Raw genomic sequence first — 26124 nt, forward strand, 5'->3', positions numbered from 1 at the left:
TTATTACAGAACATATTTGGATATTAAGATATACTAAACAAATAAATAATAAGTCTATGGAGGATGTGGAACTGTGGCAAAAAGAAATGCATCTGTAATAAAGGAGAACTGTGTGGCATGCGGTGCGTGTGAGAATGTATGTCCAAGGGAAGCTGTGACTGTCTGGAAGGGATGTTACACAAAGATTAATCTGGAAAAATGTATAGGCTGCGGCATCTGCGCCAATATCTGTCCTGCCAATGCTGTAATTATGCAGAAGAAGGAGGCAGCCTTATGAGAACGAAAAAATGGTATGATTATCTTTGGATCTGGTCAATTATTTATTTTGCAATGGGGTTCTTTAATATACTTTTTGCCTGGCTGGGAATGATAGATTTTTTGCTGCCCCTCCTAATTGCTGTATTTGGAAAAAGTAAATGGTTCTGCAATCATCTGTGCGGGAGAGGACAGCTCTTTGCTCTTCTTGGGGGAAAACTGAAGCTTTCCAGAAATAAACCCACCCCAAAGTGGATGGTTTCTAAGTGGTTCCGTTACAGTTTTCTGCTCTTTTTTATGACAATGTTCGGTAATATGGTATTCCAGACCTGGCTGGTGGCATCGGGGGCCGCCGGACTGCGGGAGGCTATCAAACTGCTGTGGACCATTCGGGTACCCTGGGGATGGACCTACACCGCAGGGGCTGTTTCCCCGTGGATTGCTCAGTTTAGCTTTGGGTTTTACGGACTTATGCTCACCTCTCTGATTATCGGCCTGGCTGTGATGCTGCTGTATAAGCCCAGGAGTTGGTGTACCTTCTGTCCCATGGGAACTATGACACAGGGAATCTGCAGATTAGAAAACCGCAAAGATAATATAGAAAGTCTGTGAAAATACTGCGGATGAGTGTTAACCCTCAGTCTTTGGTCCGGATGTTTTTAGAAAAATGGCTACTGTGATAACCAGGCGGAGATGCTCTGGTCTCCGGCAGTCTAAGAGCTTTTCTGAAATATTAGTAATATGGAATTAATTGTAGGATAAAATATGTTTGTTTATTCTATTTTCAAGACGTTAATTCCGGGTCAGCATTGACGTATCATGATTTTCATGTTACCATTATGTTATCACGATAACATAATGGCGCAGAGGAATCAGCATCTCCAACTGACATAGATAACTTATACGTCTATAGAAGATTCTGCCATACTCTGTGTAATTACCGAGCGTGGATTGAAACAACAGAATGGAGGGTTTTCATGAAGAAAAACAATGCGGAACAGAAATCTGACACTACAAAAGCTGCTAAAACGATAGATACTTCTATCGTATGTATCGCTGTGGCAGTAACGGTGATAATATCCATTGTGTGTATCGCCTTCTCAGACACCGTATCTGTATGGCTGTCGTCTATCTTTAACTATCTGACAAACAAATTAGGATTTACTTTTATCTGGTTTGCTGCTCTGGTTATTGCATTCTGCCTGTTTATTGCTTTCAGCAAATACGGGAAGATTCGCCTGGGGGCAGATACTGACCGGCCTGAGTATTCCAATATCAGCTGGTTTTCTATGATATTTGCGGCAGGTATGGGAATCGGGCTTGTATTCTGGAGCGTTGCCGAGCCGTTGAACCATTTTTTTGCTCCGCCGGTAGCAGATCCTGCATCACCGGAGGCGGTTGTGGAATCTCTCAAGTATACCTTCTTCCACTGGGGGATCCATCCCTGGGCGCTTTATCTGGCAGTAGCTGTACCAATGGGATATTTTCACTTCAGACAGAAAAAACCAATGCTGGTCAGTTCGGTTTTTACACCCTTTTTAGAGAACAAATCTTTTAAGAAGCCTCTTCTGAAGGGAATTGACGCTTTTACTATTATTCTGATTCTTATAGGAGTTGCAACCTCCTTTGGATTGGGCAGTCTTCAGATTGCCAGCGGTCTGGACTACGTTTTTGGCTTTTCAATGGGAGATTTTACTCCTATTTTAATCATTATTGTATTTGCGGTATTGTTTATCATATCTTCTTCTGCGGGTATCGAGAAGGGGATGAAGAAGCTGAGCAACAGCAATACGGTTATTGTGTTTCTGGTACTGTTTTTTATCCTGTTTACCGGCCCTACGATTAATCTGATCAAAAGTACTACGGAAGCCATAGGCGCTTATATCCATCAGCTGATTCCTATGAGTTTCTTCCAGGATGCAGACGGAGCGGTTGCTGCCCATACGGGAGAGAACTGGATTGGAAACTGGACCATATTCTACTGGGCCTGGTGGATTACCTGGACTCCATTTGTGGGAAGTTTTATAGCACAGATATCAAAGGGAAGAACCCTGCGTGAGTTTATACTGGCGGTTATGTCTATCCCAACGATTCTCAGCTGTATCTGGTTTGGCGTGCTTGGAGGCTCTGCTCTACATATTGAACTGGAGAACCCGGGAAGTATTGCTGTGAACGGTGTGGTAGATACCAATTCCTCTATTTTTGCCATGCTTTCCACACTGCCGCTGCCTCAGATTATATCTGTACTGGTTATCATATCCCTGTCCGTGTTCTTCCTGACCTCAGCGGATGCCGGTGTACAGGTAGTTGCCGTTATGAGTTCACGGGGTATGGAGAATAATGACAGAAAGATTAAGATTCTGTGGGGCGTGATTCTGGCAATGCTTTCTATTATGTTTGTTGTAACCGGAGGATTATCTGCAGTTCAGTCATTGTCATTTGTATTTAGTTTTCCGTTTATGATCCTTATCTGCTTTATGCTGGTATCTTTTTATAAGCAGCTGACCAAGAATGAGCTGAAATAATGCTGTGAACGCAGCGGGAATAAAACCGCGGCGTATCACGCAGAGACAGGAAAAGGCAGCAACAGACCTCAATGAATATCATTGAAGCTGTTGCTGCCTTTTGGCATATTTAGATTGTGGTTTTCCAGAAACCGTGAAGATTGCAGTATGCGTATGCAGCAACCGGACGGTCGCCGTCACAAAGGAAAAATTCTGCTACAGGTTCTCCGTCGGCCTTCAGATTAATTCTCTGGCAGCCTTTTTCTGTTTCCAGATAGACCCACTCAATGCTGTGTTCCTCTGACATAGGATGGAACACGCTGCCTACTTTCACAGTTACCTGACTGCCGCTGCATTCTACAACCGGCAGATGTTTTTCCTGCGCCCCGTCAGATGTGTTGGGGGTGAGCTTTTTCAGAGGAATACCGCAGCAGGAAAATTCTTCTTTCTCACCGCAGATCTCCTCGATCATGATGCCGCACTTATCACAGGCATAAAAGGCAGGTTCTTTTTTGGTCATAACATAGCCCTCCTTATTATAATGTGTCTTATTAAGATGACGCTTATAGTTTCCGCAGTTTTCTTGAAATCATTCTTTTTTCTGTATAAGAGGCTTAATCCCCCGGGGAGGCTTGCGGCCAAAAAGAGAGGATGTGTATAATCAGAGGTATGTAACAGAATTATGATAATTCAGGAGGTGCTGGGATGAAAGACAGAGAGACTTTGTGGAAGGAATGCGCAGCATTTCACGGACATGAGTGCGGAGGGCTGGCTATTGGATACCAGGCTGCTTTGTATGCGGCTGAGCTGCTGGAACTGGGATTTTCAGAGGATGAAGAGGTGGTATGTGTGACGGAAAATGATTCCTGCGGAGTAGATGCCATCCAGGTGATACTGGGATGCAGTGTGGGAAAAGGAAATCTTTTGTTCCGGCTGAGGGGAAAGCAGGCGTACTCCTTTTACAATCGCTCCGCAGGGACGGCAGTGCGGCTGGTACTGAAAACAAACCGCGGAAAACGGGGAGGAGACTGGGAGAAAACAGTAAAAAATGTATCCCCCAAAGAGCTTTTTGATGTGAAGGAGGTAAAAATGCAGCTACCGGAGCGGGCCATGATTTTTCAGTCATATGAATGCGAAGTATGCCATGAGAATACTGCAGAATCCATGCTCCGCATAGAAAAGGGCAGATATGTATGTCTGGACTGCTGGCATACATATGACAGATTTGGGCTTTAGGATATGCAGGAAAGAATGGGAGCCGCTATCCCCCCATGGGGCTTGTGGCTCCCTTTTTGATTTGTTAAAGTAATTCTATAAAATAAATTGGAGAAAAAGAGAATACTATGGCGGAATTATTGGAGAAAATTGCAGAATATTGGAGCACCCGTACCGAGGGGTACTCTGAAGTAAATCATAAAGAACTGGAGGGCATGCAGAAGGAAGCATGGCTTGGAACGCTTACCGGGCAGTTTCCGCAGATCCCCAAAGAGGAACTGAGAATTCTGGATATCGGAACAGGCCCCGGATTTTTCCCTGTGATACTGGCAGAAGCGGGGTATCATGTGACGGCTGTGGATTACACAGAGGATATGCTGCACAAGGCCGCGGAGAATGCCGGCTCTCTGGGAGAACGTATCTCCTTTTACCGGATGGATGCACAGAACCTGGAATTTGAGGACGAGAGCTTTGATGTGATTATTTCCAGAAACCTTACCTGGAATCTGGAGAAACCAGTACAGGCATATCAGGAGTGGTACCGGGTGCTGAGGCCGGGCGGGCGTCTGCTGAATTTTGACGCCAATTGGTATGGATATCTCTACGATGAAACCCAGCGGGAGGGATATGAGCGGGACAGAAAAAATGTAGAGGAATATCAGCTGGATGATCACTATCTCTGCACAGATATTGACGCAATGGAGGAAATTGCTTTAAAGGTTCCCCTGTCCCGGATGCAGAGGCCCGAGTGGGATCAGAGCGTGTTGGACAGGATTGGATTCTGTGAGATAAAGGCGGATGTGGATGTTTGGAGGCGTGTGTGGAGCAAAGAAGAAAAGCTCAATTATGGCTCTACGCCGATGTTTATGATTCAGGGATGTAAAGGACAGGTAGATATACATGCATAAAGAGACTGAAAATACGATCAGAAGATTTTGCCTGGAGGGGCTTTCCCTAAAGCCGGGGGAACGGATAAGCGGTGAGCTGGAGCTGGCCGGAGGGGAATTCTCACTGCCGGCTGCTGTCATCCGCGGAACAGAAGAGGGAAAAACCGTAGTCATTACAGCCGGCATCCATGGAGGGGAGTATGTAGGCATTCAGGCGGTTGTGGAGCTTTCGCAGAGCCTCAAGCCAGAGAAACTGCAGGGAACAGTGATCCTTGTAAAGGCAGTGAGCCGCAGGGCCTTTGAACACCGGGCAGGAAGTATGGGACCGGAGGACGGCAGGAATCTGAACCGGGAATTCCCGGGGGATCCCCAGGGAAGTGAGACACAGCAGCTGGCCTGGGCAATTTCAGAGGAACTCTTCCGGGCTGCGGATTATTATATCGATCTGCACAGCGGCGATGACTATGAACAGCTGGCACCTTATGTATATTATGCGGGGAAGGCCAGTCCCAAGGTAGTGGAGGCCTCAAGAAAAATGGCGGAGCAGGTGGATGTTCCCTATATGGTCCGCTCTACGGTGTCAACCGGAGGCGCCTATAATTATGCGGCATCCAGGGGGATCCCAGGGATCCTGATTGAACGGGGCGGCATGGGCGCCTGGACACCGGAGGAGGTGCAGTCAACCAAACGGGATGTGAGGAGCATTCTCTGCAGTCTGGGGATTTACCGGGGACAGAGGGGGTACAGAACCTATTATCCTCTGGACGTATCGGACATTGTGTATCAGGCCGCAGAACATACGGGGTTCTGGTATCCCAGAAAGATGCCCGGGGATCTGATCCGGGGCGGAGAGGAACTGGGGGCAGTGAAAGATTACGATGGGGAACTACTGGAGGTGTGCCGGGCGGAGTACGATGGGGTGATTCTTTATCAGACGGGAAGTCTGCAGGTTCTGGAAGACGGGCCTATGATAGCCTACGGCAGGATTGTGAGACGGCATGATGACAGAAAGGAACGAATTACAGAGTACTGGACAAAACGAAGTGACAGCTTTCTGGAACAGAGAAGGGCGGAGCTCGACAGTCCCTTGGCCAGGCGCTGGATAGAAAGGATAGAGGAGCAGATTGGGACTGGAAAGAAACTGAAGATATTGGATGTGGGCTGCGGGAGCGGATTTTTTTCCATTCTTCTGGCCAGGCGGGGCCATGAGGTGATCGGGACAGATCTGACGCCTGAGATGGTGGTAAATTCCAGAAAGCTGGCCGGGGAACAGCAGGCGGGCTGCAAATTTTTGGTGATGGATGCTGAGGCGCTGGATTTTGACGATGAAACCTTTGATGTTGTGATCTCCCGGAATCTCACCTGGACGCTTCCGGATGCGGAAAAAGCTTATACCCAGTGGTGCCGCGTGCTGAAGCCGGGAGGGATCCTTCTGAATTTTGACGCGAATTACGGGGCCTCAGACTTTTCTGACACTTCGGAACTGCCGGAAAACCATGCCCATTTTGAGGTGGGAGATGAGATGATGCGGGAGTGTGAGGAGATTAAGCGTCAGCTGCCTATCAGCACCTATATGCGTCCGGCCTGGGATCTGGAGATTTTGGGGCGGACAGGCCTGGAGAGGTTTGAAATTGACCTGGGTGTGAGTAAAAAGATATATCTGGAAAAAGATGCCTTCTATAATCCCACGCCTATGTTTATGATTTGCGGAAAAAAGGGAAATACTGTATGAAAAAATATATAGCAAAACGGCTCCTGCAGCTGATCCCCATACTGCTGGGAATTACGCTACTTTCGTTTGCGCTGATGCACAGCGCCTCCGGAGATGCGGTGGACATACTGGAGGCAAACAGGGGCGGGGTGCTGTCGGAGGAGGCAAAGGCAAAAGCCAGGGAGGAGCTTGGGCTGGACAAACCGTTTCTTGAACAGTATGCAGTCTGGATGAAACAGGTACTTACCGGTGATATGGGTAAATCTTATGTGTCGGGGAAACCTGTATTCTCTACTTTTGTGCATAAACTGCCGGCAACTATTGCCCTTACCATTGCCTCTGTGCTTGTGACTATTCTGCTGTCTGTTCCTTTGGGGGTTCTGGCTGCGGTGAAACAAAACCGGTTTTTAGACTACCTCATACGTTTCCTGAGTTTTATCGGAAACTCTCTGCCTAACTTTTTTGTTTCTCTGCTGTTGATTTATTTCTTTGCACTGAAGCTGGGGTGGTTTCCGGTTATGGGGAATGCACAGGGCTGGAAAAGTATTATTCTTCCCACTCTGACACTTGCCATTGCTATGGCATCCAAATATACCCGTCAGGTGAGAGCCTCTGTTCTTGAGGAGCTGAACAAAGAATATGTAACAGGGGCAAGAGCCAGAGGCGTAAGAGAGGGAAGGATCCTGTACTTTAGTGTCCTGAAATCGTCGATGCTTACCATTGTGACACTTCTGGCTCTGTCCATCGGATCTCTTCTGGGGGGAACCGCCATTGTGGAATCTATCTTTATGTGGGACGGGGTCGGGAAGATGGCGGTGGATGCTATTACCATGAGGGATTACCCTGTGATACAGGCTTACGTAATCTGGATGGCTGTAATCTATGTGGCAGTCAATCTTATCACAGATATTCTCTATCATTATCTGGATCCGAGAATACGTCTGGGACAGGAGGGAGCTGCATGAGGAGACAAAAAGTAAAGCTGTACGTTCTGCTCGCACTGGTTCTGATGCTCCTGGGAATTGCGGCTTTTGCACCTCATCTGGTTCCCTGTGATCCTTATGAACAGAATCTGTCCCAGGCCCTTCAGGCTCCCGGAAGAGGCCATCTGCTGGGGACAGACCGGTATGGAAGGGATATGCTGTCCAGGGTGATTATGGGTTCACAGACTACTATATTTTCAGCACTTTTGCTTGTTGCGGTGATAACTGTCACGGGAACGTCTGTGGGTCTGTTCTGCGGCTGGAGGGGAGGAAAGCTGGACTCCTTTATCATGAGAATATCGGATATCTTTTTGGCATTTCCCGGCATGGTATTTGCCATAGCGGTGGCGGGCGTGCTGGGAGGAGGGATTCTCAATGCTGTGATCGCACTGGCCTGCATCTCCTGGCCAAAGTTTGCCAGACTGGCGAGAAGCCAGGTGCTCATGATCAAAGATGCCCCGTTTGTGGCTGCAGCCAGGCTGTCCGGCTCAGGGGGAACAAAGATTGTATTCAGTCATATACTGCCCAACATACTGGGGCCTGTTCTGGTGACAGCAACACTGGATATCGGTACTATGATGATGGAAATTGCAGGCCTTTCTTTTTTGGGGCTAGGGGCCATGCCTCCCATCGCAGAGTGGGGGTCTATGATGAGCAGCGGGCGCAGTATGCTTCAGACTTCACCGTGGGTGATTCTGGCTCCCGGATGCGCTATATTTGTAACAGTAATGCTATTTAATCTGCTGGGAGACACTGTGAGAGATGTGATGGATCCCAGGCAGTCAGTACAACATGTGGATAGGAGATAAAGGATGAAGAGAAGATTGACAGCAGTATTGATCTGTACTGTTCTGGCAGCGGGAATTCTTGCCGGATGCGGGAATTCCGAAGATAAAAAGGGAGAGGATGAGAAACAGGGGACCACGGCGCAGGATGGGGAAAAGGTATTTAACTATGGAACCACTGCCTATGGAGTAGAGATGGGAAATACGGGGCTTAATCCTCATGACAATTACTCCGGATGGTCTGCGGTGCGTTATGGCGTGGGGGAGACTCTGTTTAAATTTACGGAACACATGGAATTAGAACCCTGGCTGGCAGAGAGCTATGAACAGGTGGATGAGTATACGGTTAAGATTACACTGAAGGATAATATTATGTTTACCAGCGGACGAAAGCTGGACGGCCAGGCAGTGAAGGAATGTCTGGAGGATCTTGTGGCAGTGCATGACAGGGCTCCCGGGGATCTTAAGATCAAGGAGATTACAGCAGACGGCCTGACAGTAACTATAACGTCAGAGGAAAAGGTTCCTGCACTACTGAATTATCTGAGCGATCCTTACGGTGCAATTATTGATATGGAATATGGAGTGACAGAGGATAAAAACGTGGCTGGAACCGGGCCGTTTATCGCGGAGCATGTTTCGGATACGGAGATAAGCCTCAGGAAGAATCCTGAGTATTGGGGCGGAGAGGTAAAGATGGACAGTGTAAATGTAAAAGAGATTATTGACGGTGATACTCTTACCATGGCACTTCAGTCCGGAGAAATAGATGCCGCTCAGGGGCTGCCTTATGCAAGTCTGCCTCTGTTCCAGGAGAATGAAAGTTATAAGGTGAGTTCTGTAAACACCTCACGGGTATTTTTTGCGCAGCTGAACTATGATACGCCGGCTCTCCAGGATGACAGGGTGCGAAAGGCAATTGCTATGGGGATTGACAAGGAGGGCTTTACCGCAGGGCTTCTCGGGGGGAATGGGACACCTGCTTCGGGGATATTCCCCTCTAATTTCTCTTTTGGAAATGAATCGGTGAAAGCTCCCGAATACAATCCTGAGGAAGGGAAGAAGCTTTTGGAGGAAGCCGGCTATACAGATACAGACGGCGACGGGTACGCAGATAAAGGGGGAGAACCTCTGGTTATCCGCTGGCTCACGTATCCGGGGCGTCAGGAACTGCCGCTTCTGGCTGAATCCGCACAGGCAACCTTAAAAGAAATGGGCATAAAAGTAGAGGTAAACAATACGGCAAACCAGCAGGATTTTCTGGATAAGGGCGAGTGGGATATCTATGCCAGTGCCTTTGTGACAGCGCCTACCGGAGATCCCGAATATTTCTTTACTACCCATTGTCTGAAGGACTCTGCCAAGAACAGAGGAAAGTATTACAATGAGGAATTGGAAGCGCTGGAAACACAGCTCCATGGAGAATTTGACCCGGCAAAAAGAGGAGAGCTGGCAGTGAAAATGCAGCAGATTCTCCTGGACGACGGAGGTTTTATCTTTGCATCTCATTTAAAAATGTCCTTTGCCATGAAGGCAAATGTGACAGGATTTGAAGCTCATCCGTCAGATTACTATGAAATCACAGCAAATCTTGATTATGAATAGAGGACATGCAGATATGAAACAGCCGCTGCTAAAACTGGAACAGGTAGAAATCTGCTACCGCAGAACTCCTGCGGTGCACGGATTAACCTTCGAAGTGATGCCAGGGGAGATTCTTGGAATCGTAGGAGAGTCCGGGAGCGGAAAAAGTACGGTCATCAAAGGAATTATAGGACTGCTGGGAAATGAAGGCGCTGTGACAGAGGGAAAGATCTATTACAAGGGGAAAGATCTTCTGCATAGAACCCAGGAGGAACTTAGGAAGATGCGCGGCCCTGAAATGGGGATGGTGTTCCAGAATGCGGGGGCATCTCTTTGTCCGATCCGAAAGATTGAAGACCAGCTCTACGAGGCAGTCATCCAGCACGAGCACGTCAGCCGTGGGGAAGTGCGCTGCAGAGCTATGGATCTTTTTGAGAAGATGAAGCTGTCTGACGGCAGCCGGATACTGGACAGTTATCCTTTTGAATTGTCAGGGGGCATGAACCAGCGGGTGGGGATTATGATGGCCATGATTCTTAAACCCGCTCTGCTCCTGGCAGATGAGCCTACCAGCGCCCTGGATGTTACCATACAGGCGCAGGTAGTGAGGGAAATGATCAATCTGCGGGATACTTTTGGGACCAGTATTATTATAGTTACCCACAATATTGGTGTTGTGGAACGCATGGCAGATAACATAGCGGTCATGTGCCAGGGACAACTGGCAGAGTACGGAACAAAGCATGAAGTAATCCATTCTCCCAGGGAACCATATACCAGAAAACTTCTGGGAGCTGTGCTGCGTCTGAATCGGGGGTGAGGATATGAGGGAAATTTTAGAGGTCCTTGATGTAAAAAAGACATATTATAAGGGGAAACAGCCCTTTATGGCAGTGAATGGACTAAGCTTCTCGGTGGGAGAAGGGGAATGCCTGGGGCTGGTGGGAGAGAGCGGGTGCGGGAAAAGCACTGCAGCGAGGATTATTACGGGCCTGGAGAAGCCGGACAGCGGAAGCATCCGGCTGGAGGGCAGAGAGATCCGGGAGGCGGGAAGAAAAGAATGGAAACGGATTTATTCCCGCGTGCAGATGGTGTTCCAGACACCTCAGGATTCTTTTGACCCAAGACAGAAGCTGGAGGACGGCATCCGGGAGGCGCTGTGCAACCAGGGAATGAAAAAGAGGGAAGCCCAGGTGCGTATCCGGGAACTCCTGGAGATGACAGAACTGGAGGCAGAATATGCAGGGCGTTATCCCCATCAGGTCAGCGGGGGCCAGTGCCAGCGTGCCGCCATTGCCAGAGCACTGGCGGTATCCCCGAAACTTCTCATCTGTGACGAGGCCACCAGTGCACTGGACGTGACTGTGCAGGCTCAGATTGTAGAACTGCTGAAAAAGCTTCAGAGGGATACACAGATGTCTTATCTGCTGATCAGCCATGATCTGGCACTGGTACAGGCAATGTGCGACAGAGTTTTGGTGATGTATCAGGGAAAGATTATAGAAGAGGGAACACCGGATGAGGTGATTCGCTCCCCCAGGGAGGAATATACCAGAATATTAGTGGATTCAGTGTTTTAAAAAGTATCCTTTTTCAGCAGTTGGAGGAGAAAGATAAAGGCGGTTCCCTCTCCTTCTCTGCTGTCTGCCCGGATTGTCCCTCCGTGAGCCTCCACGATCCACAGAACCATAGAAAGTCCCAGACCGGAATGGGTTTCCTGTGTTCCTTTTCTGACTTTATCTTCCCGATAAAAACGTTTCCATATGTCTTTCTGGTGCTCCGGTGCAATGCCTATGCCGTCATCTTGCACACAGCCCTCCACATAATTACCTTTTTTCTGGAGAGTTATCCACGTGGAGCCGCCGCATTTTCCATATTGAATGCTGTTATCTATTAGATTAACCATCAAGCGCATGAGCAGATTCTGATCTCCCCTCACAACCAGATTATCCTCTATGTCCAGTCTCAGACGAATATTGTTTCTGGTTGCAGACGCATCCAGCTCGCCGGCAACGATCTCTGTCAGCATACTTATGTTCACAGGTTCCAGCTCCAGCCTCTCTTTGGCTGCATCCTGCCGGGCAAGCATAAGAAGCTGAGAGATGAGGGCAGATATTTTTCTGCTCTGGCCCAGTATTACTTCTATACATTCGGTCATTTCCTCTCTGGTAGTGTCCGGGAGAAGGGCATACTCGCACTGGGACAGAATTACGGCAGTGGGTGTGCGCAGTTCGTGAGAGGCGTCGGCAGTGAAGCGCTTTTCATTTTCAAGGGCGGCCTCTACAGGTTTCAGTGCCTTTCCCGTAACAAAATATCCACTGATAATTGCCAGTACAGCCAGAAGGGGACATACGATAAATAGCAGATTAAGCAGAATGGAATTGATCTGCGAAAATGCACTGAGGGAGGCCACACCTCTTACCCAGCAGATGACCTGTGTCTCACGGGTCATGGCCATATCGTATGTCAGCCAGCGATGGCTTTCTCCCTCAATACTCTGTACTTTAAGATGTCATAGGCTGTCACCTCTGCGAAATCCAGCGCTTCCTTCCCGTCTGCACAGGCATCTACGCTGTAGTGCTCCCTCTGCAGCCTCTTTTTCCTTTTCCTATTAATGATTATTATATACCACAGCCTGTCTGATTTCCTAATTGTATTAGATAAAAATGAAATTCAGATTAAAATTGGTGTTTTAATAATGTTTTAATCTTTTCTCTGTATGATGAAAATATAAATACAAAATACTATCCATAAAAGGAGGCTGCTATTATGAAAGCAAAAAGAATTGGTACAATTGCCGCCGCTGCTCTTTTGGTATCTGTGACTTTTTTTGGCGGATGCGGGGATGACAGCCGTGAAAAAGAGCTGGAAAGCCAGGTGGAACAGCTGGAGCAAAAAGTCACGGACCTTGAGGAGCAGAATACGGAGACAGATAATACCGGCACAGAATCTGCAGATAAGCCGGGGGAGAGCGCATCCGAGACGCAATCCGGGACTGAACCCCAGGTATCCCCGGAACTTCCTCCCCTGGAAGAACTGGCACAGTCAGTTAGCGCTGCTGCAGAAAAAGTGAATACTGCAAAGCCGGCCGGAACCCAGGAGGAGCAGCTCGCCCAATACCGGGAGCTCAAAAAAGAAATTGACGCCATAGATCGCAATCTGGATGTCTGGGATGACTCAATTGAGACACAGTATGAACAGGGTGCCATTACACGTGAGGAATACCGGGCAAAAGACCGGGAGATAGATTCTCTTGAGGGTCAGCTGGACGAGAGTGAAGATCAGCTGGAATATCTCTTTGGAATTGATGACTAGGCGCTGATCACAAGATATTCAAATACAGGGATGAATTTATTTCTAAAATTTCAGTAAAGAATCCAACCTTTTTCCAATCGTAGTCCGAAGAAAATTAGAAAACGAACTGATAAAATATAAAATAGTACAAAATAGACTGCGATCTGTCTGCTGGCTGCTGCCAGTTTGCAGATAAAAAGCCTTTGCTGCAGATAGAAGAAAGCAGGGAGTATCTCGGCAAAGAGGAAAAAGGAGGAAAACATGAAGAAGGCAAAACGAGCGATCGCCTGGATGCTTTCGGTGATTATGACTGTGGGCTGCTGCATCCCCGCAGGAGCTGCACCGAATGAAACGGAAGGCGGTACAAATCCAGCACCGCTGGCCTGGTATCCCCTCACAGAGGATGTCAGTGATTACAGCGGAAATGATTTTAACGGTGAACTTGTCGGCGGAGCGGCTGTGGGGGCAGACGGCCTGTATCTCCCGGGGGGAGGCAAACAGCGCGACTATGTAAAACTGCCCGGAGAGATCTTCCAGGGAGAGGAAAATCTGACGATCTCTGTATGGCTGAAGAGTAATACAGCTAAGGGAAATTATGCAGCGTTATTTTTCGGGACACCGGCAAACGCCAGCCGCGTTCCCACGAATTATTGGCTGTTCAACCCAACAAACCCGAACAATCTCTTTAAATCTGTGTTTACGGATTCTGACAATGAGTCAAAACCATGGGAGACTGAAGCGGGGGTAGCTGCTCATGATACTTCAGTCTATCAGAATAAGTGGGTGCATTACACCACGGTACTGACGCCAGACTCAGTGGAAGGGTATGTGAACGGCAGACTGGTAGGAACCGCAGAGAAGACGAAAACAGTAGCTGAATTCGGGGATGTGCTGGAAGCCTACATCGGGCGATCCAACTATTTGGATGACCCGGATTATTCCGGAACCTTCCAGGATCTCCGCGTCTACGGGGAAGCCTTGGATGCCCAGGGCGTGGCGGATGTCTATGAAGACACGGAAACAGTTACAGAGCCCATTATTGACAGCCTGCTGGAGGATGCCAAGAGCCAGCTGGATCTGGGTGATCTCAGTGCAGTGACGGGGAATCTGAAACTGCCGACGGAGGGCGCCAATGGAACTGCAGTTACTTGGGAGACCTCTGACCCAACCGTGATCAGTACGGCCGGAGAAGTGTTTTTGGGAGATGAGGCAAAAGATGCTGTACTCACAGCAACCCTGTCAATCGGTGAGCAGTCAGTTCAAAGGGAGTTTGCAGTACACACTCTTCCCCAGAGTGAAGTTTCCGGGTATGTACTGGGCAAGCTGAATCTGCCCTATACTATTTCGGAACACACTGTTCTTCCGGAGTCCATTGAGGGAAGAGCCATTACCTGGTCCAGTGATAATCCGGCTATTCTTGGTGATGACGGAGTTCTTCACGGTCCGGAAGCCGGATTTGAAAAAGTAACACTCACTGCTCAGATCGACCTGGGAGCAGATGGCTTACAGTCCAAACAGTTCCAGGTACAGGTGGCAGAATCCGGAGCCTCTCTGGCGGCAGGCTACACAAGAAGCACGAGCAATAAAGAAATCGGAAAAAGCATGCATCTTGCTCTTAGTGCAGATGGGTCAGCCTACGAAGCGCTGCACAACAATATGGGGCTGCTTTTCGCCAAAACATACAATGTGGATGCGGAAGGGGATGAATCCAAGATTCTCTCAGAACCTTACATTTTCCGTATGCCGGACGGCACCTTCGGCATCGTGGCTGTGAGAGCACAGACTTCAGGTACAGATGCGGAGGATGCAGGAAAAGTGTTATTCTGCACATCCGAGGACTTAATTGACTACCAGGAAATCGGTATGATCGATCTGAAAACAGAAGGGATCATCAAAGCACCTGCCTGCGAATACGATGGTGCAAATGAACAATACCGTATTACCTGGAAGGGGGAAGATGGAAACACATATAGCAATACTATAGCGGATCTGAACAGCCTTTCCTGTGATGACACACCGAAAGAGGGAGTTGCCGCAGATAAGGCAAGTGCAGAACTTGGCATTCCTAATGCAGAATCCGGGAATGTGATTCCTGTCACAAAGGCAGAGGCAGAGCGCCTGCAGAACCGTCTTGGGGAAATCGTTAATACTGGTGTCTCCCTGAATCAGGAGCAGGTTACCACCAGTACGGGCGAAGCCGCTGATTTATCTGGTATAAAGGCCAGCCTTACTTACAGCGACGGACAGACTTTCCAGCGTTCTGTTGACTGGGATACGACAGATGTGAACTGGAAGCAGCCGGGTACTTATACGGTTAAGGGTACTATCCGCCAGTCCGATATGGATTTCCCGGTAATTCAGAATCGGGCAGATCCTAATATCTTATATTACAATGGTATGTACTACTTTATTGCCACAGACGAAAACGGACAGGGCAAGCTGTATATCCGCAGCGGAAAAACGGTCAGTGAACTGAAGAATGCCCAGGATCATTTAATTCTGAACAAAACTAGCAGCGGTGATATGTCCGGAAGCCTGTGGGCACCGGAACTGCATGTGGTAAATGGGGAACTGTATATATTCTTTGCGGCTTCTACCAATGGAGCCTGGAATGCGGTACAGTGCAGACTGATGAAGTTAAAAACACCGGATGCAGATCCCACCAACGCGGACAACTGGGAGGCGCCGGTACGGGTGGTCAGAAAAGATGGAAGTGCCCTGTACAGCGAGGGGATTACACTGGATATGACTTACATAGAGGAGAACGGTGTCTCCTATGTAGTGTGGGCAGAGCGCCGGATTAATCCTACATGGTCTTCGAATATTATGATTGCCACGATAGATCCGGAAAAACCTTATCAGCTCACCAGCGATCCTGTAAGGCTGTGTGCCCCGGATTATGGATGGGACAGAAATACCACACCGGTGGATGAAGGACCCTTCGTAATCCGCAATAAAGAAGGACAGCTTTTTATCACCTTCTCAGGAGCGGGAGTAAATCCTTCCTACTGTGTCGGCATGCTTACCTGTACCAATGCAGATGATATGCTGAATCCTGACAGCTGGCAGAAGAGCAATTATCCTATTCTCTTGTCGGAATCCGTGCCCGGAGAATATGGTCCCGGCCACAACTCCTATTACGTGAATGAGGACGGCAATTATGTAAACGTATACCACGCCCTTCCCCAGAACAGCGGGGGAAAACGTCATACAGGCATCCGTGAAGTTTACTGGTCTGTAGACGGAACTCCGATTCTGGATATGACAGCAGATGAGGCTGTGCTTCCGGAGAACAAAGAAGTTTCTGTAGAGGTGGTTGTGGAAGGCGATCCTATCGTTGACGAGAAGGAACTGATTCTGAACTATGATTTTTCAAGCGTGGAAGGCAATATTGTCAAAGATATGTCCGGAAAAGGAAATGACGGTGAGATCAAAGGAAAAGGCGCTTCTGTTCAAAATGGAACCCTGACGCTTCCGGGAGGAGCAGCAGGAAGCAGTGCCGGGTATGTACAGCTTCCTACCGGTATGTTCGACAACCAGGATACTCTGACAATTTCCGTATGGCTGAAAAACCAGACAGGAAAGGGAAATTATGCTGCTATGTTCTTCGGAACAACAGAAAGCCTTCCCCTTCAGTACTGGCTGCTGAACCCCTGCAATCCAGGCGGAAGAATGAAATCCGTGGTGACCAACAGTGTGAATGCCGGTCAGCCGTATATGACAGAGTATGGATTCTCTCCAACGGATGGTAAGAATGGTGTGGACGGTCCTGTGACGGATGATTCCTGGGGGCTCTATACAACCGTAATCCAGCCAGGATTTATTACCGCATATTTTAACGGTGAAAAAGTTGGATCTGTAAAAACAGCCAGAAATGTAAGTGATTTTGGGGAGGATCTGGCAGCTTATATCGGGCGTTCTTCCTATAATGACATGTTTTACAAAGGACAGGTGCGCAACGTAAAGGTTTCTGCAGATACCTGGACCCAGGATGATGTAAGCAAGGAATATGGAAAAGGCCTGGCGGAACTGGATGCACTGGCACTCCAGATGGACAAGACCACAGTTGTGGATGACATCACGCTTATAACAGAGGGGGCATACGGTTCTACGATTGCATGGGCCTCTTCGGATGAGAATGTGATCGCTCCGGACGGAACAGTAACCCGCCCTGCCAAAGGAAAAGGCGACGCCGAGATTACCCTGACAGCAACGGTTACTAACATGGAGCAGAGTGTAACAAAAGAATTTGTCATTACAGTATTAGAAAATGATCCCTCCAAGGATCTGATGCTGAAAGCACAGGAAATTGATCTGAATACGTACTTTGTAACCTCTAATCTGAAACTTCCCGCTGACATTGACGGCATCTCTATTACATGGAGTTCCAGCAGCGAGCTTATAAAGAAGGACGGGACGGTTACCAGACCAGAGGCAGGAAAGGGCAATCAGGAAGTTACTCTTACCGCAACTCTGACACAGAATCAGGCAAGTGCGAGCAGGGATTTCAAACTGGTTGTGGTAGAGAAGTACAGCTCCCTGCTCACTTATGTGACAACAGGGAATACTCAGCGTTCCGACGCATTGTTCCTGGCAGCTCTGAAGGACGGAACGTATGAGGCATTAAATAACGGGAAAGCCATTCTTTATGGAAACGGCGGCACCCAGATGGGTTCCCCAAGCCTGTTCAGAAAGGCAGACGGAACCTATGGATTGATTGCATCTGTCAATAACGACAGCAGTTCCGTACTGCTCTATGAATCCGAGGATCTGATAAGCTTTACCAATGAGAAGCAGGCAGAACTGGCGCCCGGCAAAAAGGTGAAGAATCCGGTGTGTATCTACGATGGATCTACAGAAACTTATAAGATCTACTGGGATGGAAATGACGGAAAATCCTATGTGACAGGTACCAAAGACTTTACTGTATTTGGTGAGACAAAAGAAGCGGCTAAGCCGGACAGCTTATTCGGAATCACGCAGACTCTGCCGGGGAATGCAGTAAAAGAGGAGTCTAATGCTTTCGAAGTAACAAAGGCAGAATACGATGCAGTGACAAACAAATACAGCAGAATTAAGAATACCGGAATCAGTTCTGTGGATGGGGTGACGGTAGAGAAAGGCGGAGAGATTGAACTGCCCTCTAAGGTAACTGCTTCTTACAGTGACGGATCCTCCAAGGATATGGCTGTTGAATGGGATACCGACGGTGTAAACCTGAATATACCCGGTACTTATGAGGTGACAGGAGAAGTAGCCCAGACAGAATACTTCAATCCTCTGATTGAGGAGCGCGCCGATCCTTGTGTTACTTACGATGAAGAAAATGACTGCTACTATTTCACAGCTTCTTATCCAACCCGAAAGGTGAACGATCCGGAAGGATATGACAGGATTGTGCTGAGAACAGCAAAGACCATCAATGGATTAAAGGATGCGGAAGAGATCGTCATCTGGGATGAAAAAGATCATCCTCAGGGAAGGTACATCTGGGCGCCGGAGATTCATAAGATTGGGGATACCTGGTGTGTGCTGTTTACCGCAAGCCTGGTAGAGAATAATGTGTGGAATTTGAAGCCGCATATTATAACCTGTGAAGGCACAGCGGAAGGCGGAGTGATGAACCCTGACAACTGGGGGGAAGCGCAGAGAGTGGATCTGGTAGAAGGAGATCTGGATTATCAGGGGTTGTCTATTGATATGACATACTTTGAGGCAAACGGACAGAGCTACTATGCATGGTCCGAGAAACCGGGTTCTGCCAATATTTATATTGCCACAGTAGATCCTTCCAATCCCAGCAAGCTAACCAGCAAAAAAGTTATGCTTTCCTCACCTGACTTCGCATGGGAATGGAACGCCGGACAGTATATTAATGAAGGACCGGCGGTTATACAAAATGACGGTAAGGTTTACCTCTGCTTCTCAGGCGCTACGGTGGATGATAAGTACTGCGTAGGTATGTTATCCGCTGATGCAGGGGCAGATCTTCTGGATCAGGAGAGCTGGACCAAGAATCCATATCCGATCTTTACAACAACAGACTGTGAAGTGTTTGGCAATGATGAACTGGGCAATACACAGGTAGGACCCGGCCACAATTCCTTTACCGTGGATCAGGCTGGAAATCCTGTCATCGTTTATCATGCCCGTACCAAAGGACAAAAATTAGGCCCTGGAGACGGCGGATTAGATGATCCGGGACGTCATGCAAGAGCAAAATCAGTTAACTTCGCGGCAGACGGGACACCGGTACTCTATATGACAGCAGAGGAAGAGCTTGCACCAGAAAACCGTACCATTACCACAACGGTAACGGTAAGCGGTGACGTGGAGGAACCGGTAGAAATCAAGATAACACCTGCAGAAGCAGTGATACCCGCAGAGAGCAGTCTGCCTCTGACCGCGGCAGGCAGCTATGAAGGGGAACTCACATGGAGATCCTCAAACACCAGAATTGCTGTAGTGGATCAGAACGGTGTGGTTACCGGTGTGAGAGTAGGAACTGCAACTGTCACAGCAGAGGACAGCAAGGGAAATCAGGGTACTGCAAAGATTACCGTGACGAAAAAGCTGCAGCCTCACTGGGTGGCAGAGAATGGCAAGTGGAAATACAGCAACGGTGACGGCACATATGCTGAGAACTGCTGGAGACAGATCCGTGGCCAGTGGTATCATTTTAATGAAGACGGATATATGCAGACCGGCTGGATTCTGGACGGAGGCCAGTGGTATTATCTTAACCGGGATGGTATCATGGAAACTGGCTGGATTCTGGACGGAGGCCAATGGTATTATCTGAGAGACAACGGTGTGATGGTAACAGGCTGGCTGTCAGAAGGAAAAACCTGGTACTATCTGAAGGCCAACGGAGCCATGGCGACAGGCTGGCTGCTGGATGGAAAGACCTGGTACTATCTGAAAGCCAGCGGAGCCATGGCGACGGGCTGGCTGTTAGATGGAAAAACCTGGTACTATCTGAAGAGCAGCGGAGCCATGGCGACAGGCTGGCTGCTGGACGGAAAAACCTGGTATTACCTGAAAGGTAATGGAGCCATGGCGACAGGCTGGCTGCTGGACGGAAAGACCTGGTACTATCTGAAGAGCAGCGGAGCTATGGCGACAGGCTGGATTCAGGTCAGCGGAAAGTGGTATTACTTAAAGGATAACGGAGCAATGGCTTCAAATACCTGGATTGGCAAGTATTATGTGAATGGTTCAGGCGTATGGACTAAGACAAGATAGTATAGCTGCATTATGCAGAAGAAATTCCCCCATAGGGCAGGCAGGCGCCTGCTGTATGGGGGAATTTGTATACTTTTTAACCCCCGGGGAGGCTTGAGAAACATCTTGCAGTGTAGTATTCTTAAACCAGCCAAGATAAAAGATAGAAAATAGAATTCACTGGCGGGGGGCCATGGGGCGATGGCACCCCGCTGCCTCCACCAAAAAGGATGAGTACACATGGAAGACAGAAAAGAGGATAAGATTACAGTATATGACAAAGCCATCGTTCATCGGTTATCCAAGGTCATCGGCCATATGAAGTCTATACGAACTATGGTTGAGACCCAGAGAGACTGCAGTGAGGTCCTGATCCAGCTTTCTGCAGTAAAGTCAGCAGTGAATAATACCGGCAAGGAAGTCTTAAAAACCTATATCACGCAGAGTGTGAGGGATGCTGTTGACGGAGAGGAACGGGAGTCCATCCATAAATTGAATAAATCAATAGATAGTTTTATGAAGTAGAAGGAAATGCATAACTATTATAAAAAGATGCTTTGGAGCAAGGATATACTTGTTCTATAGCATCCTTTTTTATGTGAGACGAAACTGTGTTTCATTCATTAGTGAAAAAAATATACAATCAAGATCAAGGCATATGTAATATGTTTTCAATGAATTCCAGTTAATACCAGTGATAATTGGAATATCCTTTGTAAAACTGCACAAAAAAATAATTTCAACTTGAAAACTATTTACAAAATAAAATAAAACTATTGAAAAATATTTTCATTTGTGATATAGTCTTTATAAATAAAAACGAAGTTAAAGTAAGGTAATAGTAAGGCTTAGAGATGTCACTGTTTGTACTTCTGAACAAAAGCAAAATTCCACGGGAGGGATAATAATGAGCGTAATAGAAACCGTGACCGGACAGTCAGATGTCAGAGATGCAGGGCACTGTCAGCCCCATGAGCATGTATACATCACGCAGACTCCGGCACTGCTTACGAATCCGGAACTGCGGCTCAACAATCTGGCCGCGTCCATAAAGGAGCTAAAGCTTTATAAGGAGGCGGGAGGGAGCACTTTAGTAGATGCAAACCCACTTGCCACGGGAAGGGATGCCCTTGCTCTGAAAACAGCCTCAGAGGTTTCCGGCGTACAGATTATTGCGTGTACGGGTTATCATATCCCTGTGTTTTATACAAAGGACCACTGGATATGGGACACGCCGGAAGAAAAGCTAGAGGAGATGTTCGTAAGGGAATTAACGGAGGGAATGTTTCTGGGCGGTTGCTATGGCTGGCCTTCTTATCAGACAGATATTAAAGCCGGCCTTGTAAAGGCAATGCTGACGCAGGAAGGGGTAAGCGGAAGAACCAGAGTCCTCCTGGGTGCTGCAGGGCGCGCAGCAGCAAGAACGGGAACTTCCCTTATGCTCCACACAGAGTATGGGAAAGGCGCCCTGGAAGCAGTACAGTATTTGACTGAGCTGGGACTTGCACCGGAACGGATTCTTATATGCCATGTGGACAGGCAGGTAAAGGATCTGGACATACATGAGAAGATAGCTTCAACAGGAGTATTTATGGAATATGATACCATAACTCTATTTGAATTTCATGATAACGAATCGGAAATCCGGATGCTTCAGCACATGGCCGGCAAAGGCTTTTTGGATCAGATATTAATTTCAACAGATCCAACTGCAGATCGGCTGAAATCATACGGCGGCAGATGCGGAATGGATTATATCCTAAAGACATTTATTCCCAGATTAAAAGAATGTGGCTTTACAGAGGGGGAAATATGCCGGATTACACGGGAAAATCCGGGAAGAGCCCTTGGAAAATAACGAGTTAACTTAGTATTAACTAATTAAAAAGTATATGGAGGAAAAGCTATGAAGAGAAAGGTTGCATGTTTGTTATGCGCAGTGCTGACAGTGTCAGCTGTTTTTGCCGGATGCGGAAATTCAAAAGGAGATTCAGAGGGAGACAGTAAGAGTGCATCAAAAGAATCTGATGGTACGAAATGGGCATCTACCGATGAGACATTTAATCCCCTCGAAGAGGAGGACGCCATTACTTTTGAAGAGCTAAGGGAAAAAGCAGGAGATATTGCGGCATCAGACAAAGAATTCAGTTTTGCGGGAAATGTAAAAGCGTTTGAAAATGTAGTGTGGCAGGAAATTGCAAACGGGTATGAAGGGTTTGCGAAGGACGCAGAAGCAGCAGGCAGGAAGCTCACAGTAGACACCACATCTCCTATGGGAGAGGATGATGAGGAAGGACAGCTCTCTATTCTGAAGGATCAGGTAAGACAGGGCGTGAATGCAGTGCTTTTATCACCTATTTCTGATGCGAACTGCCTTCCCGGGATCGAGGCGGCCCATGATGCGGATATCCCCGTGTTTGCAGTGAATAATGAATTTAATGGCGCAGACATGTTTGTGGGACCCAATTCACTGGAACAGGGACAGATCGCGGCAGAATGGGTAAATGAGAAGATAGGCGGAAAAGGCGAAGTTGCAATCGTCATGGGAATGGCGAAAACAGGTGTGACGAGAAACAGAACGGAAGGATTTGAAGGCTGGTTCAAAGAGAACAATAAGGACGTTGAGGTTGTCGCCAAGCAGAATGCTGACTGGGATCGATCCAAGGCAAAGGATGTAGCGGCTACCTTCCTAAAGACATATCCTGATCTGAAAGCGATTTTCTGTAACAATGATGTTATGGCCCTTGGAGTCGTTGAAGCGGTGAAAGAGGCAAATCTGGAGCTGAATAAAGACATCTATGTAGTTGGGTGCGACGGACAGTCAGAAGCATATGACTCCATCCGTGCAGGAGAGATGGCAGCGACAATTGATTCTTTCCCATATTATGAGGGATATATGGCAGCTGAGGTTTGCTACCGCTGGATGATCGGACAAGAAGTGCCGCGTGTTGTATTTACACCGAGTAAGATGCTGGATTCTGAGAATGTAGATAACACAGCAGAAGAAAATCTGGGATGGGAAAATCCGGCATTTGAATAAAAAGGCGGGCTGTCTGCCGGTGCTGTTATGCCCGGCAGGGCTGCCTTTGGGCTGCATCTTCCAGAGGCTGCCGAATCAGAAAGGAGCAGTGTTTTGTGAGTGATACGATGATTCGTTTTGATAATATACAGAAAAAGTTCCCCGGGGTTTATGCTTTAAAAGGAGTGTCATTCTCGGTAAAAAAGGGGGAGGTACATGCACTTCTCGGGGAAAACGGAGCAGGAAAATCGACACTGCTGAATATTCTCCACGGTGTCTTTACTGCTACAGACGGAGACGTTTATATAGGGGAAGAGAAAGTGAACTTTGAGACCCCTGTGGAAGCGCTGAAGTATGGAATTGCAAAGGTTCATCAGGAGATACATATGGTAGAATGCCTGTCCGTAGGGCAGAATATCGCACTAGGGTTTGAAATGCAGAAGCATGGGATGCTTGATTATCAGGATATTTACAGAAGAACAGATGAAATACTACAACAGCTGGGCTGCAGGTTTAAAAGCAAAGACAGCATCAGCGGGCTGAGTGTGGGCGAACTCCAGATGATAGCCATTGCCAAATCACTTTACCATAATGCAAAGATCATATCATTTGATGAGCCTACCGCATCTTTGTCTAATGCAGAGACAGAGAAATTATTTGCGATCATTGAGGATTTAAAGAAAAAAGGAATTACAATACTGTATATCAGCCATAAACTGGATGAGATCTTCCGCATTGCCGACCGGGCAACGATTCTGAGGGATGGAACTTATATCATGACCACAAAGGTTGCGGACATCACAAAGGAAGAATTGATCAAAAATATGGTTGGGCGTGATGTTTCCAGCTATGCCGTACGACTGAAGCCGTCCTGTGTGCAGGAGGAGGTTGTGCTGGATGTTCGGAAACTCTGCGGGAACGGTTTCAGAGATATCAGCTTCGTACTTCACAAAGGCGAAATCCTTGGAGTCTCAGGCCTGGTGGGTGCCAAACGAACGGAAGTTATGAGAGCTGTTTTTGGAATAGATAAAAAAATAAGCGGGGAGGTTTTCGTACATGGGAAACCAACGGATATAAAGTCTCCTCAGGATGCACTTAAATATGGAATTGGCCTGATATCGGAAAATAGAAAGAGTGAAGGTTTTGTCCCGGTTATGAGCAATGCCATGAATATGGGACTGGCGGCCCTTCCTTCTTTTTATAAGGGGATCGGTTTAGATAAACAACTCATATATAAAAACTTTGAAACCTATGGAAATAAGGTACAACTCAACATTATGGATCCGGAGCATCTGACACAGAATCTCTCCGGCGGTAATCAGCAGAAGGTGATACTGGCAAAATGGCTGGCAACAAGTGTAGATATCCTTATTTTCGATGAGCCGACCAAGGGAGTAGATGTGGGCGCAAAGGCTGAGATATATGCTTTGATGGAAGAATTTGTGGCGGAAGGAAAATCGATTATTATGATTTCTTCGGAGCTTCCTGAGGTCATTGGAATGAGTGACAGAATTATTGTATTAAAGGAAGGGCGCATGTCGGCTCAGGTAAACAGGGACGAGTTCAGTGAAACTGTATTACTGGGACATGCGATAGGTGAGTAGTGAGATGGAAAAGTTGAGAAAAGTCATGAAGTCATACACGCGGGAATTATCCACTTTGCTGGCACTTATGATTATTATTGTGATATTTTCAGCCATAGCTCCAAGATATCTTGAAATCAGCAACTTGATGGATATTGTAGAACAGGGGACTGTAAACGGATTTCTTGCAATCGGTGTTACCTGCGCTATTATTACAGGAGGCATTGACCTGTCGGTTGGGTCTGCTATGGCGGTCAGTATTGTGACATGCGGCAGACTTGCCGTGGCGGGAGTACCGCCCCTTGCTGTTGTAGTCATAGGCCTGGGGCTTGGGGCATTGATCGGAACAATCAACGGGCTGCTTGTCACAAAAATGAAGCTGCAGCCGTTTATCGCCACGATGGGAACAAACAGTGTTCTCAGAGGTATTGCCTACCTAATTACCGGGGGCTGGCCGGTGCTGAATATTCCCAAGGAATTCCGTCAGATATTCCAGTATTCAATAGTCCCGAATCTGAGAATGTCAATGATTGTACTTGTTCTGATGGCAGTGGTATATTCATTTGTTCTCAAGAAAAGAAAGACTGGTGTGTACATATATGCAATTGGGTCGAATGAAGAGGCAACCAAGCTTTCCGGAGTGAACACAGATAAATATAAGATTATGGCATACATGCTCTGCAGTATGGGCGCCGCAATGGCCGGTATGGTTACACTTGCCCGGTTGGGAACCGGGGAGCCTACAGGCGGCGAGGGATATGAACTGAATGCAATCGCAGCTGCGGCTATAGGAGGTACCAGTCTGGCAGGCGGAAAGGGAAGTATACTAGGGACTGTTCTGGGTGCTCTGATTCTGTCGGCACTGAAAATCGGACTGGTAGTGGTAGGTATGGATACCTTCTATCAGTATATTGCAACCGGATTGATTATTATCGTAGCTGTATATCTTGAAGTTGTACAGCAGAAAATTTCGGGAATGTTTTCAAAGAAAAAGAAAACTGCATAAAGGGCATAAAAAGAAAGGGGGCTGTGAAAAAAGTCCCGTAAAAAAAGAACGCTTTCAGGTATACAAACCTGGAG

Annotated in this window: 20 protein-coding genes; 18 read left to right on the forward strand and 2 right to left on the reverse strand. The window is 47.6% G+C overall.

The features are described 5' to 3' along the window. Window positions 1-73: 73 nt before the first annotated feature. From ACGHCT_RS03720 to ACGHCT_RS03730, 3 genes are all read left to right on the forward strand, one after another. On the forward strand, window positions 74-277 hold the full coding sequence (locus ACGHCT_RS03720; protein WP_390438282.1) for a 4Fe-4S binding protein: 204 nt from the start codon (window positions 74-76) through the stop codon (window positions 275-277). After that, window positions 274-867 (forward strand): 4Fe-4S binding protein, encoded by a 594-nt coding sequence (locus ACGHCT_RS03725; protein ID WP_390438284.1) that lies wholly within the window; start codon window positions 274-276, stop codon window positions 865-867. Before ACGHCT_RS03720 ends, ACGHCT_RS03725 begins: the two co-directional genes overlap by 4 nt. A gap of 365 nt (window positions 868-1232) precedes the next feature. Continuing rightward, on the forward strand, window positions 1233-2780 hold the full coding sequence (locus ACGHCT_RS03730) for a BCCT family transporter (RefSeq protein ID WP_072849587.1): 1548 nt from the start codon (window positions 1233-1235) through the stop codon (window positions 2778-2780). Between the two features lie 109 nt (window positions 2781-2889). Here ACGHCT_RS03730 and ACGHCT_RS03735 read toward each other — a convergent pair whose 3' ends face one another. Continuing rightward, complete coding sequence (locus ACGHCT_RS03735; protein ID WP_390438286.1) at window positions 2890-3279, reverse strand: desulfoferrodoxin family protein; 390 nt, start codon at window positions 3277-3279, stop codon at window positions 2890-2892. Window positions 3280-3464: 185 nt separating this feature from the next. On the opposite strand from ACGHCT_RS03735, the gene ACGHCT_RS03740 reads away from it, so the two are divergent. The 8 genes from ACGHCT_RS03740 to ACGHCT_RS03775 all read left to right on the forward strand — a co-directional run bounded on the left by ACGHCT_RS03740 (window position 3465) and on the right by ACGHCT_RS03775 (window position 11504). Then, complete coding sequence (locus tag ACGHCT_RS03740) at window positions 3465-3995, forward strand: FmdE family protein (protein WP_072849591.1); 531 nt, start codon at window positions 3465-3467, stop codon at window positions 3993-3995. Window positions 3996-4102: 107 nt separating this feature from the next. Then, window positions 4103-4882, forward strand: a complete 780-nt coding sequence (locus ACGHCT_RS03745) for a class I SAM-dependent methyltransferase (protein ID WP_390438289.1) — start codon at window positions 4103-4105, stop codon at window positions 4880-4882. Further along, on the forward strand, window positions 4875-6593 hold the full coding sequence (locus tag ACGHCT_RS03750) for a succinylglutamate desuccinylase/aspartoacylase family protein (protein WP_072849594.1): 1719 nt from the start codon (window positions 4875-4877) through the stop codon (window positions 6591-6593). The genes ACGHCT_RS03745 and ACGHCT_RS03750 overlap by 8 nt, the downstream gene beginning before the upstream one ends. Further along, a complete protein-coding gene (nikB, locus tag ACGHCT_RS03755) occupies window positions 6590-7537 on the forward strand; it encodes a nickel ABC transporter permease (protein WP_072849596.1) in 948 nt (315 codons plus the stop codon). Before ACGHCT_RS03750 ends, nikB begins: the two co-directional genes overlap by 4 nt. Next, window positions 7534-8364 carry a nickel transporter permease gene (nikC, locus tag ACGHCT_RS03760; protein WP_072849598.1) on the forward strand — a complete coding sequence of 277 codons (831 nt, stop codon included), beginning with the start codon at window positions 7534-7536 and terminating at the stop codon, window positions 8362-8364. The genes nikB and nikC overlap by 4 nt, the downstream gene beginning before the upstream one ends. A gap of 3 nt (window positions 8365-8367) precedes the next feature. Further along, window positions 8368-9945, forward strand: coding sequence for an ABC transporter substrate-binding protein (locus tag ACGHCT_RS03765; RefSeq protein WP_072849600.1), 1578 nt, complete (start codon window positions 8368-8370; stop codon window positions 9943-9945). Window positions 9946-9958: 13 nt separating this feature from the next. Further along, window positions 9959-10744 carry an ABC transporter ATP-binding protein gene (locus ACGHCT_RS03770; RefSeq protein ID WP_072849780.1) on the forward strand — a complete coding sequence of 262 codons (786 nt, stop codon included), beginning with the start codon at window positions 9959-9961 and terminating at the stop codon, window positions 10742-10744. A gap of 4 nt (window positions 10745-10748) precedes the next feature. Further along, window positions 10749-11504 (forward strand): ABC transporter ATP-binding protein, encoded by a 756-nt coding sequence (locus ACGHCT_RS03775; protein WP_072849602.1) that lies wholly within the window; start codon window positions 10749-10751, stop codon window positions 11502-11504. Here the strand turns inward: ACGHCT_RS03775 and ACGHCT_RS03780 are convergent. Beyond that, a complete protein-coding gene (locus ACGHCT_RS03780) occupies window positions 11501-12382 on the reverse strand; it encodes a sensor histidine kinase (protein WP_390438293.1) in 882 nt (293 codons plus the stop codon). The genes ACGHCT_RS03775 and ACGHCT_RS03780 overlap by 4 nt on opposite strands. Window positions 12383-12693: 311 nt before the next feature. On the opposite strand from ACGHCT_RS03780, the gene ACGHCT_RS03785 reads away from it, so the two are divergent. From ACGHCT_RS03785 to ACGHCT_RS03815, 7 genes are all read left to right on the forward strand, one after another. After that, entirely contained in the window at window positions 12694-13239 is a 546-nt protein-coding gene (locus ACGHCT_RS03785) for a hypothetical protein (protein ID WP_390438295.1), read from the forward strand. Between the two features lie 240 nt (window positions 13240-13479). After that, window positions 13480-20463 (forward strand): family 43 glycosylhydrolase, encoded by a 6984-nt coding sequence (locus tag ACGHCT_RS03790; RefSeq protein ID WP_390438297.1) that lies wholly within the window; start codon window positions 13480-13482, stop codon window positions 20461-20463. 219 nt (window positions 20464-20682) lie between these two features. Beyond that, window positions 20683-20967: a metal-sensing transcriptional repressor gene (locus tag ACGHCT_RS03795; RefSeq protein ID WP_072849611.1), complete on the forward strand. Its 285-nt coding sequence runs from the start codon at window positions 20683-20685 to the stop codon at window positions 20965-20967. 382 nt (window positions 20968-21349) lie between these two features. Beyond that, window positions 21350-22300, forward strand: a complete 951-nt coding sequence (locus ACGHCT_RS03800) for a phosphotriesterase (RefSeq protein ID WP_390438299.1) — start codon at window positions 21350-21352, stop codon at window positions 22298-22300. A 48-nt stretch (window positions 22301-22348) separates the two neighbouring features. Further along, window positions 22349-23482 carry a substrate-binding domain-containing protein gene (locus ACGHCT_RS03805; RefSeq protein ID WP_072849615.1) on the forward strand — a complete coding sequence of 378 codons (1134 nt, stop codon included), beginning with the start codon at window positions 22349-22351 and terminating at the stop codon, window positions 23480-23482. Between the two features lie 95 nt (window positions 23483-23577). Then, the gene (locus tag ACGHCT_RS03810; protein ID WP_390438302.1) at window positions 23578-25065 is read left to right on the forward strand and encodes a sugar ABC transporter ATP-binding protein; all 1488 of its coding nucleotides are present in this window, start codon (window positions 23578-23580) and stop codon (window positions 25063-25065) included. A gap of 4 nt (window positions 25066-25069) precedes the next feature. Next, complete coding sequence (locus ACGHCT_RS03815; RefSeq protein WP_084067680.1) at window positions 25070-26050, forward strand: ABC transporter permease; 981 nt, start codon at window positions 25070-25072, stop codon at window positions 26048-26050. Window positions 26051-26124 lie beyond the last annotated feature (74 nt).

Origin of the sequence: Lactonifactor longoviformis (genome assembly GCF_042848515.1) — a bacterium.
Lineage (GTDB): Bacteria > Bacillota > Clostridia > Lachnospirales > Lachnospiraceae > Lactonifactor > Lactonifactor longoviformis.

Coding starts and splice junctions, on each gene's coding strand:
- ACGHCT_RS03780 (WP_390438293.1), bottom strand. CDS start 12,382: ATGGCCATGACCCGTGAGACACAGGTCATCTGCTGGGTAAGAGGTGTG.
- ACGHCT_RS03795 (WP_072849611.1), top strand. CDS start 20,683: ATGGAAGACAGAAAAGAGGATAAGATTACAGTATATGACAAAGCCATC.
- nikB (WP_072849596.1), top strand. CDS start 6,590: ATGAAAAAATATATAGCAAAACGGCTCCTGCAGCTGATCCCCATACTG.
- ACGHCT_RS03800 (WP_390438299.1), top strand. CDS start 21,350: ATGAGCGTAATAGAAACCGTGACCGGACAGTCAGATGTCAGAGATGCA.
- nikC (WP_072849598.1), top strand. CDS start 7,534: ATGAGGAGACAAAAAGTAAAGCTGTACGTTCTGCTCGCACTGGTTCTG.
- ACGHCT_RS03815 (WP_084067680.1), top strand. CDS start 25,070: ATGGAAAAGTTGAGAAAAGTCATGAAGTCATACACGCGGGAATTATCC.
- ACGHCT_RS03775 (WP_072849602.1), top strand. CDS start 10,749: ATGAGGGAAATTTTAGAGGTCCTTGATGTAAAAAAGACATATTATAAG.
- ACGHCT_RS03725 (WP_390438284.1), top strand. CDS start 274: ATGAGAACGAAAAAATGGTATGATTATCTTTGGATCTGGTCAATTATT.
- ACGHCT_RS03750 (WP_072849594.1), top strand. CDS start 4,875: ATGCATAAAGAGACTGAAAATACGATCAGAAGATTTTGCCTGGAGGGG.
- ACGHCT_RS03735 (WP_390438286.1), bottom strand. CDS start 3,279: ATGACCAAAAAAGAACCTGCCTTTTATGCCTGTGATAAGTGCGGCATC.
- ACGHCT_RS03790 (WP_390438297.1), top strand. CDS start 13,480: ATGAAGAAGGCAAAACGAGCGATCGCCTGGATGCTTTCGGTGATTATG.
- ACGHCT_RS03805 (WP_072849615.1), top strand. CDS start 22,349: ATGAAGAGAAAGGTTGCATGTTTGTTATGCGCAGTGCTGACAGTGTCA.
- ACGHCT_RS03785 (WP_390438295.1), top strand. CDS start 12,694: ATGAAAGCAAAAAGAATTGGTACAATTGCCGCCGCTGCTCTTTTGGTA.
- ACGHCT_RS03770 (WP_072849780.1), top strand. CDS start 9,959: ATGAAACAGCCGCTGCTAAAACTGGAACAGGTAGAAATCTGCTACCGC.
- ACGHCT_RS03745 (WP_390438289.1), top strand. CDS start 4,103: ATGGCGGAATTATTGGAGAAAATTGCAGAATATTGGAGCACCCGTACC.
- ACGHCT_RS03730 (WP_072849587.1), top strand. CDS start 1,233: ATGAAGAAAAACAATGCGGAACAGAAATCTGACACTACAAAAGCTGCT.
- ACGHCT_RS03740 (WP_072849591.1), top strand. CDS start 3,465: ATGAAAGACAGAGAGACTTTGTGGAAGGAATGCGCAGCATTTCACGGA.
- ACGHCT_RS03765 (WP_072849600.1), top strand. CDS start 8,368: ATGAAGAGAAGATTGACAGCAGTATTGATCTGTACTGTTCTGGCAGCG.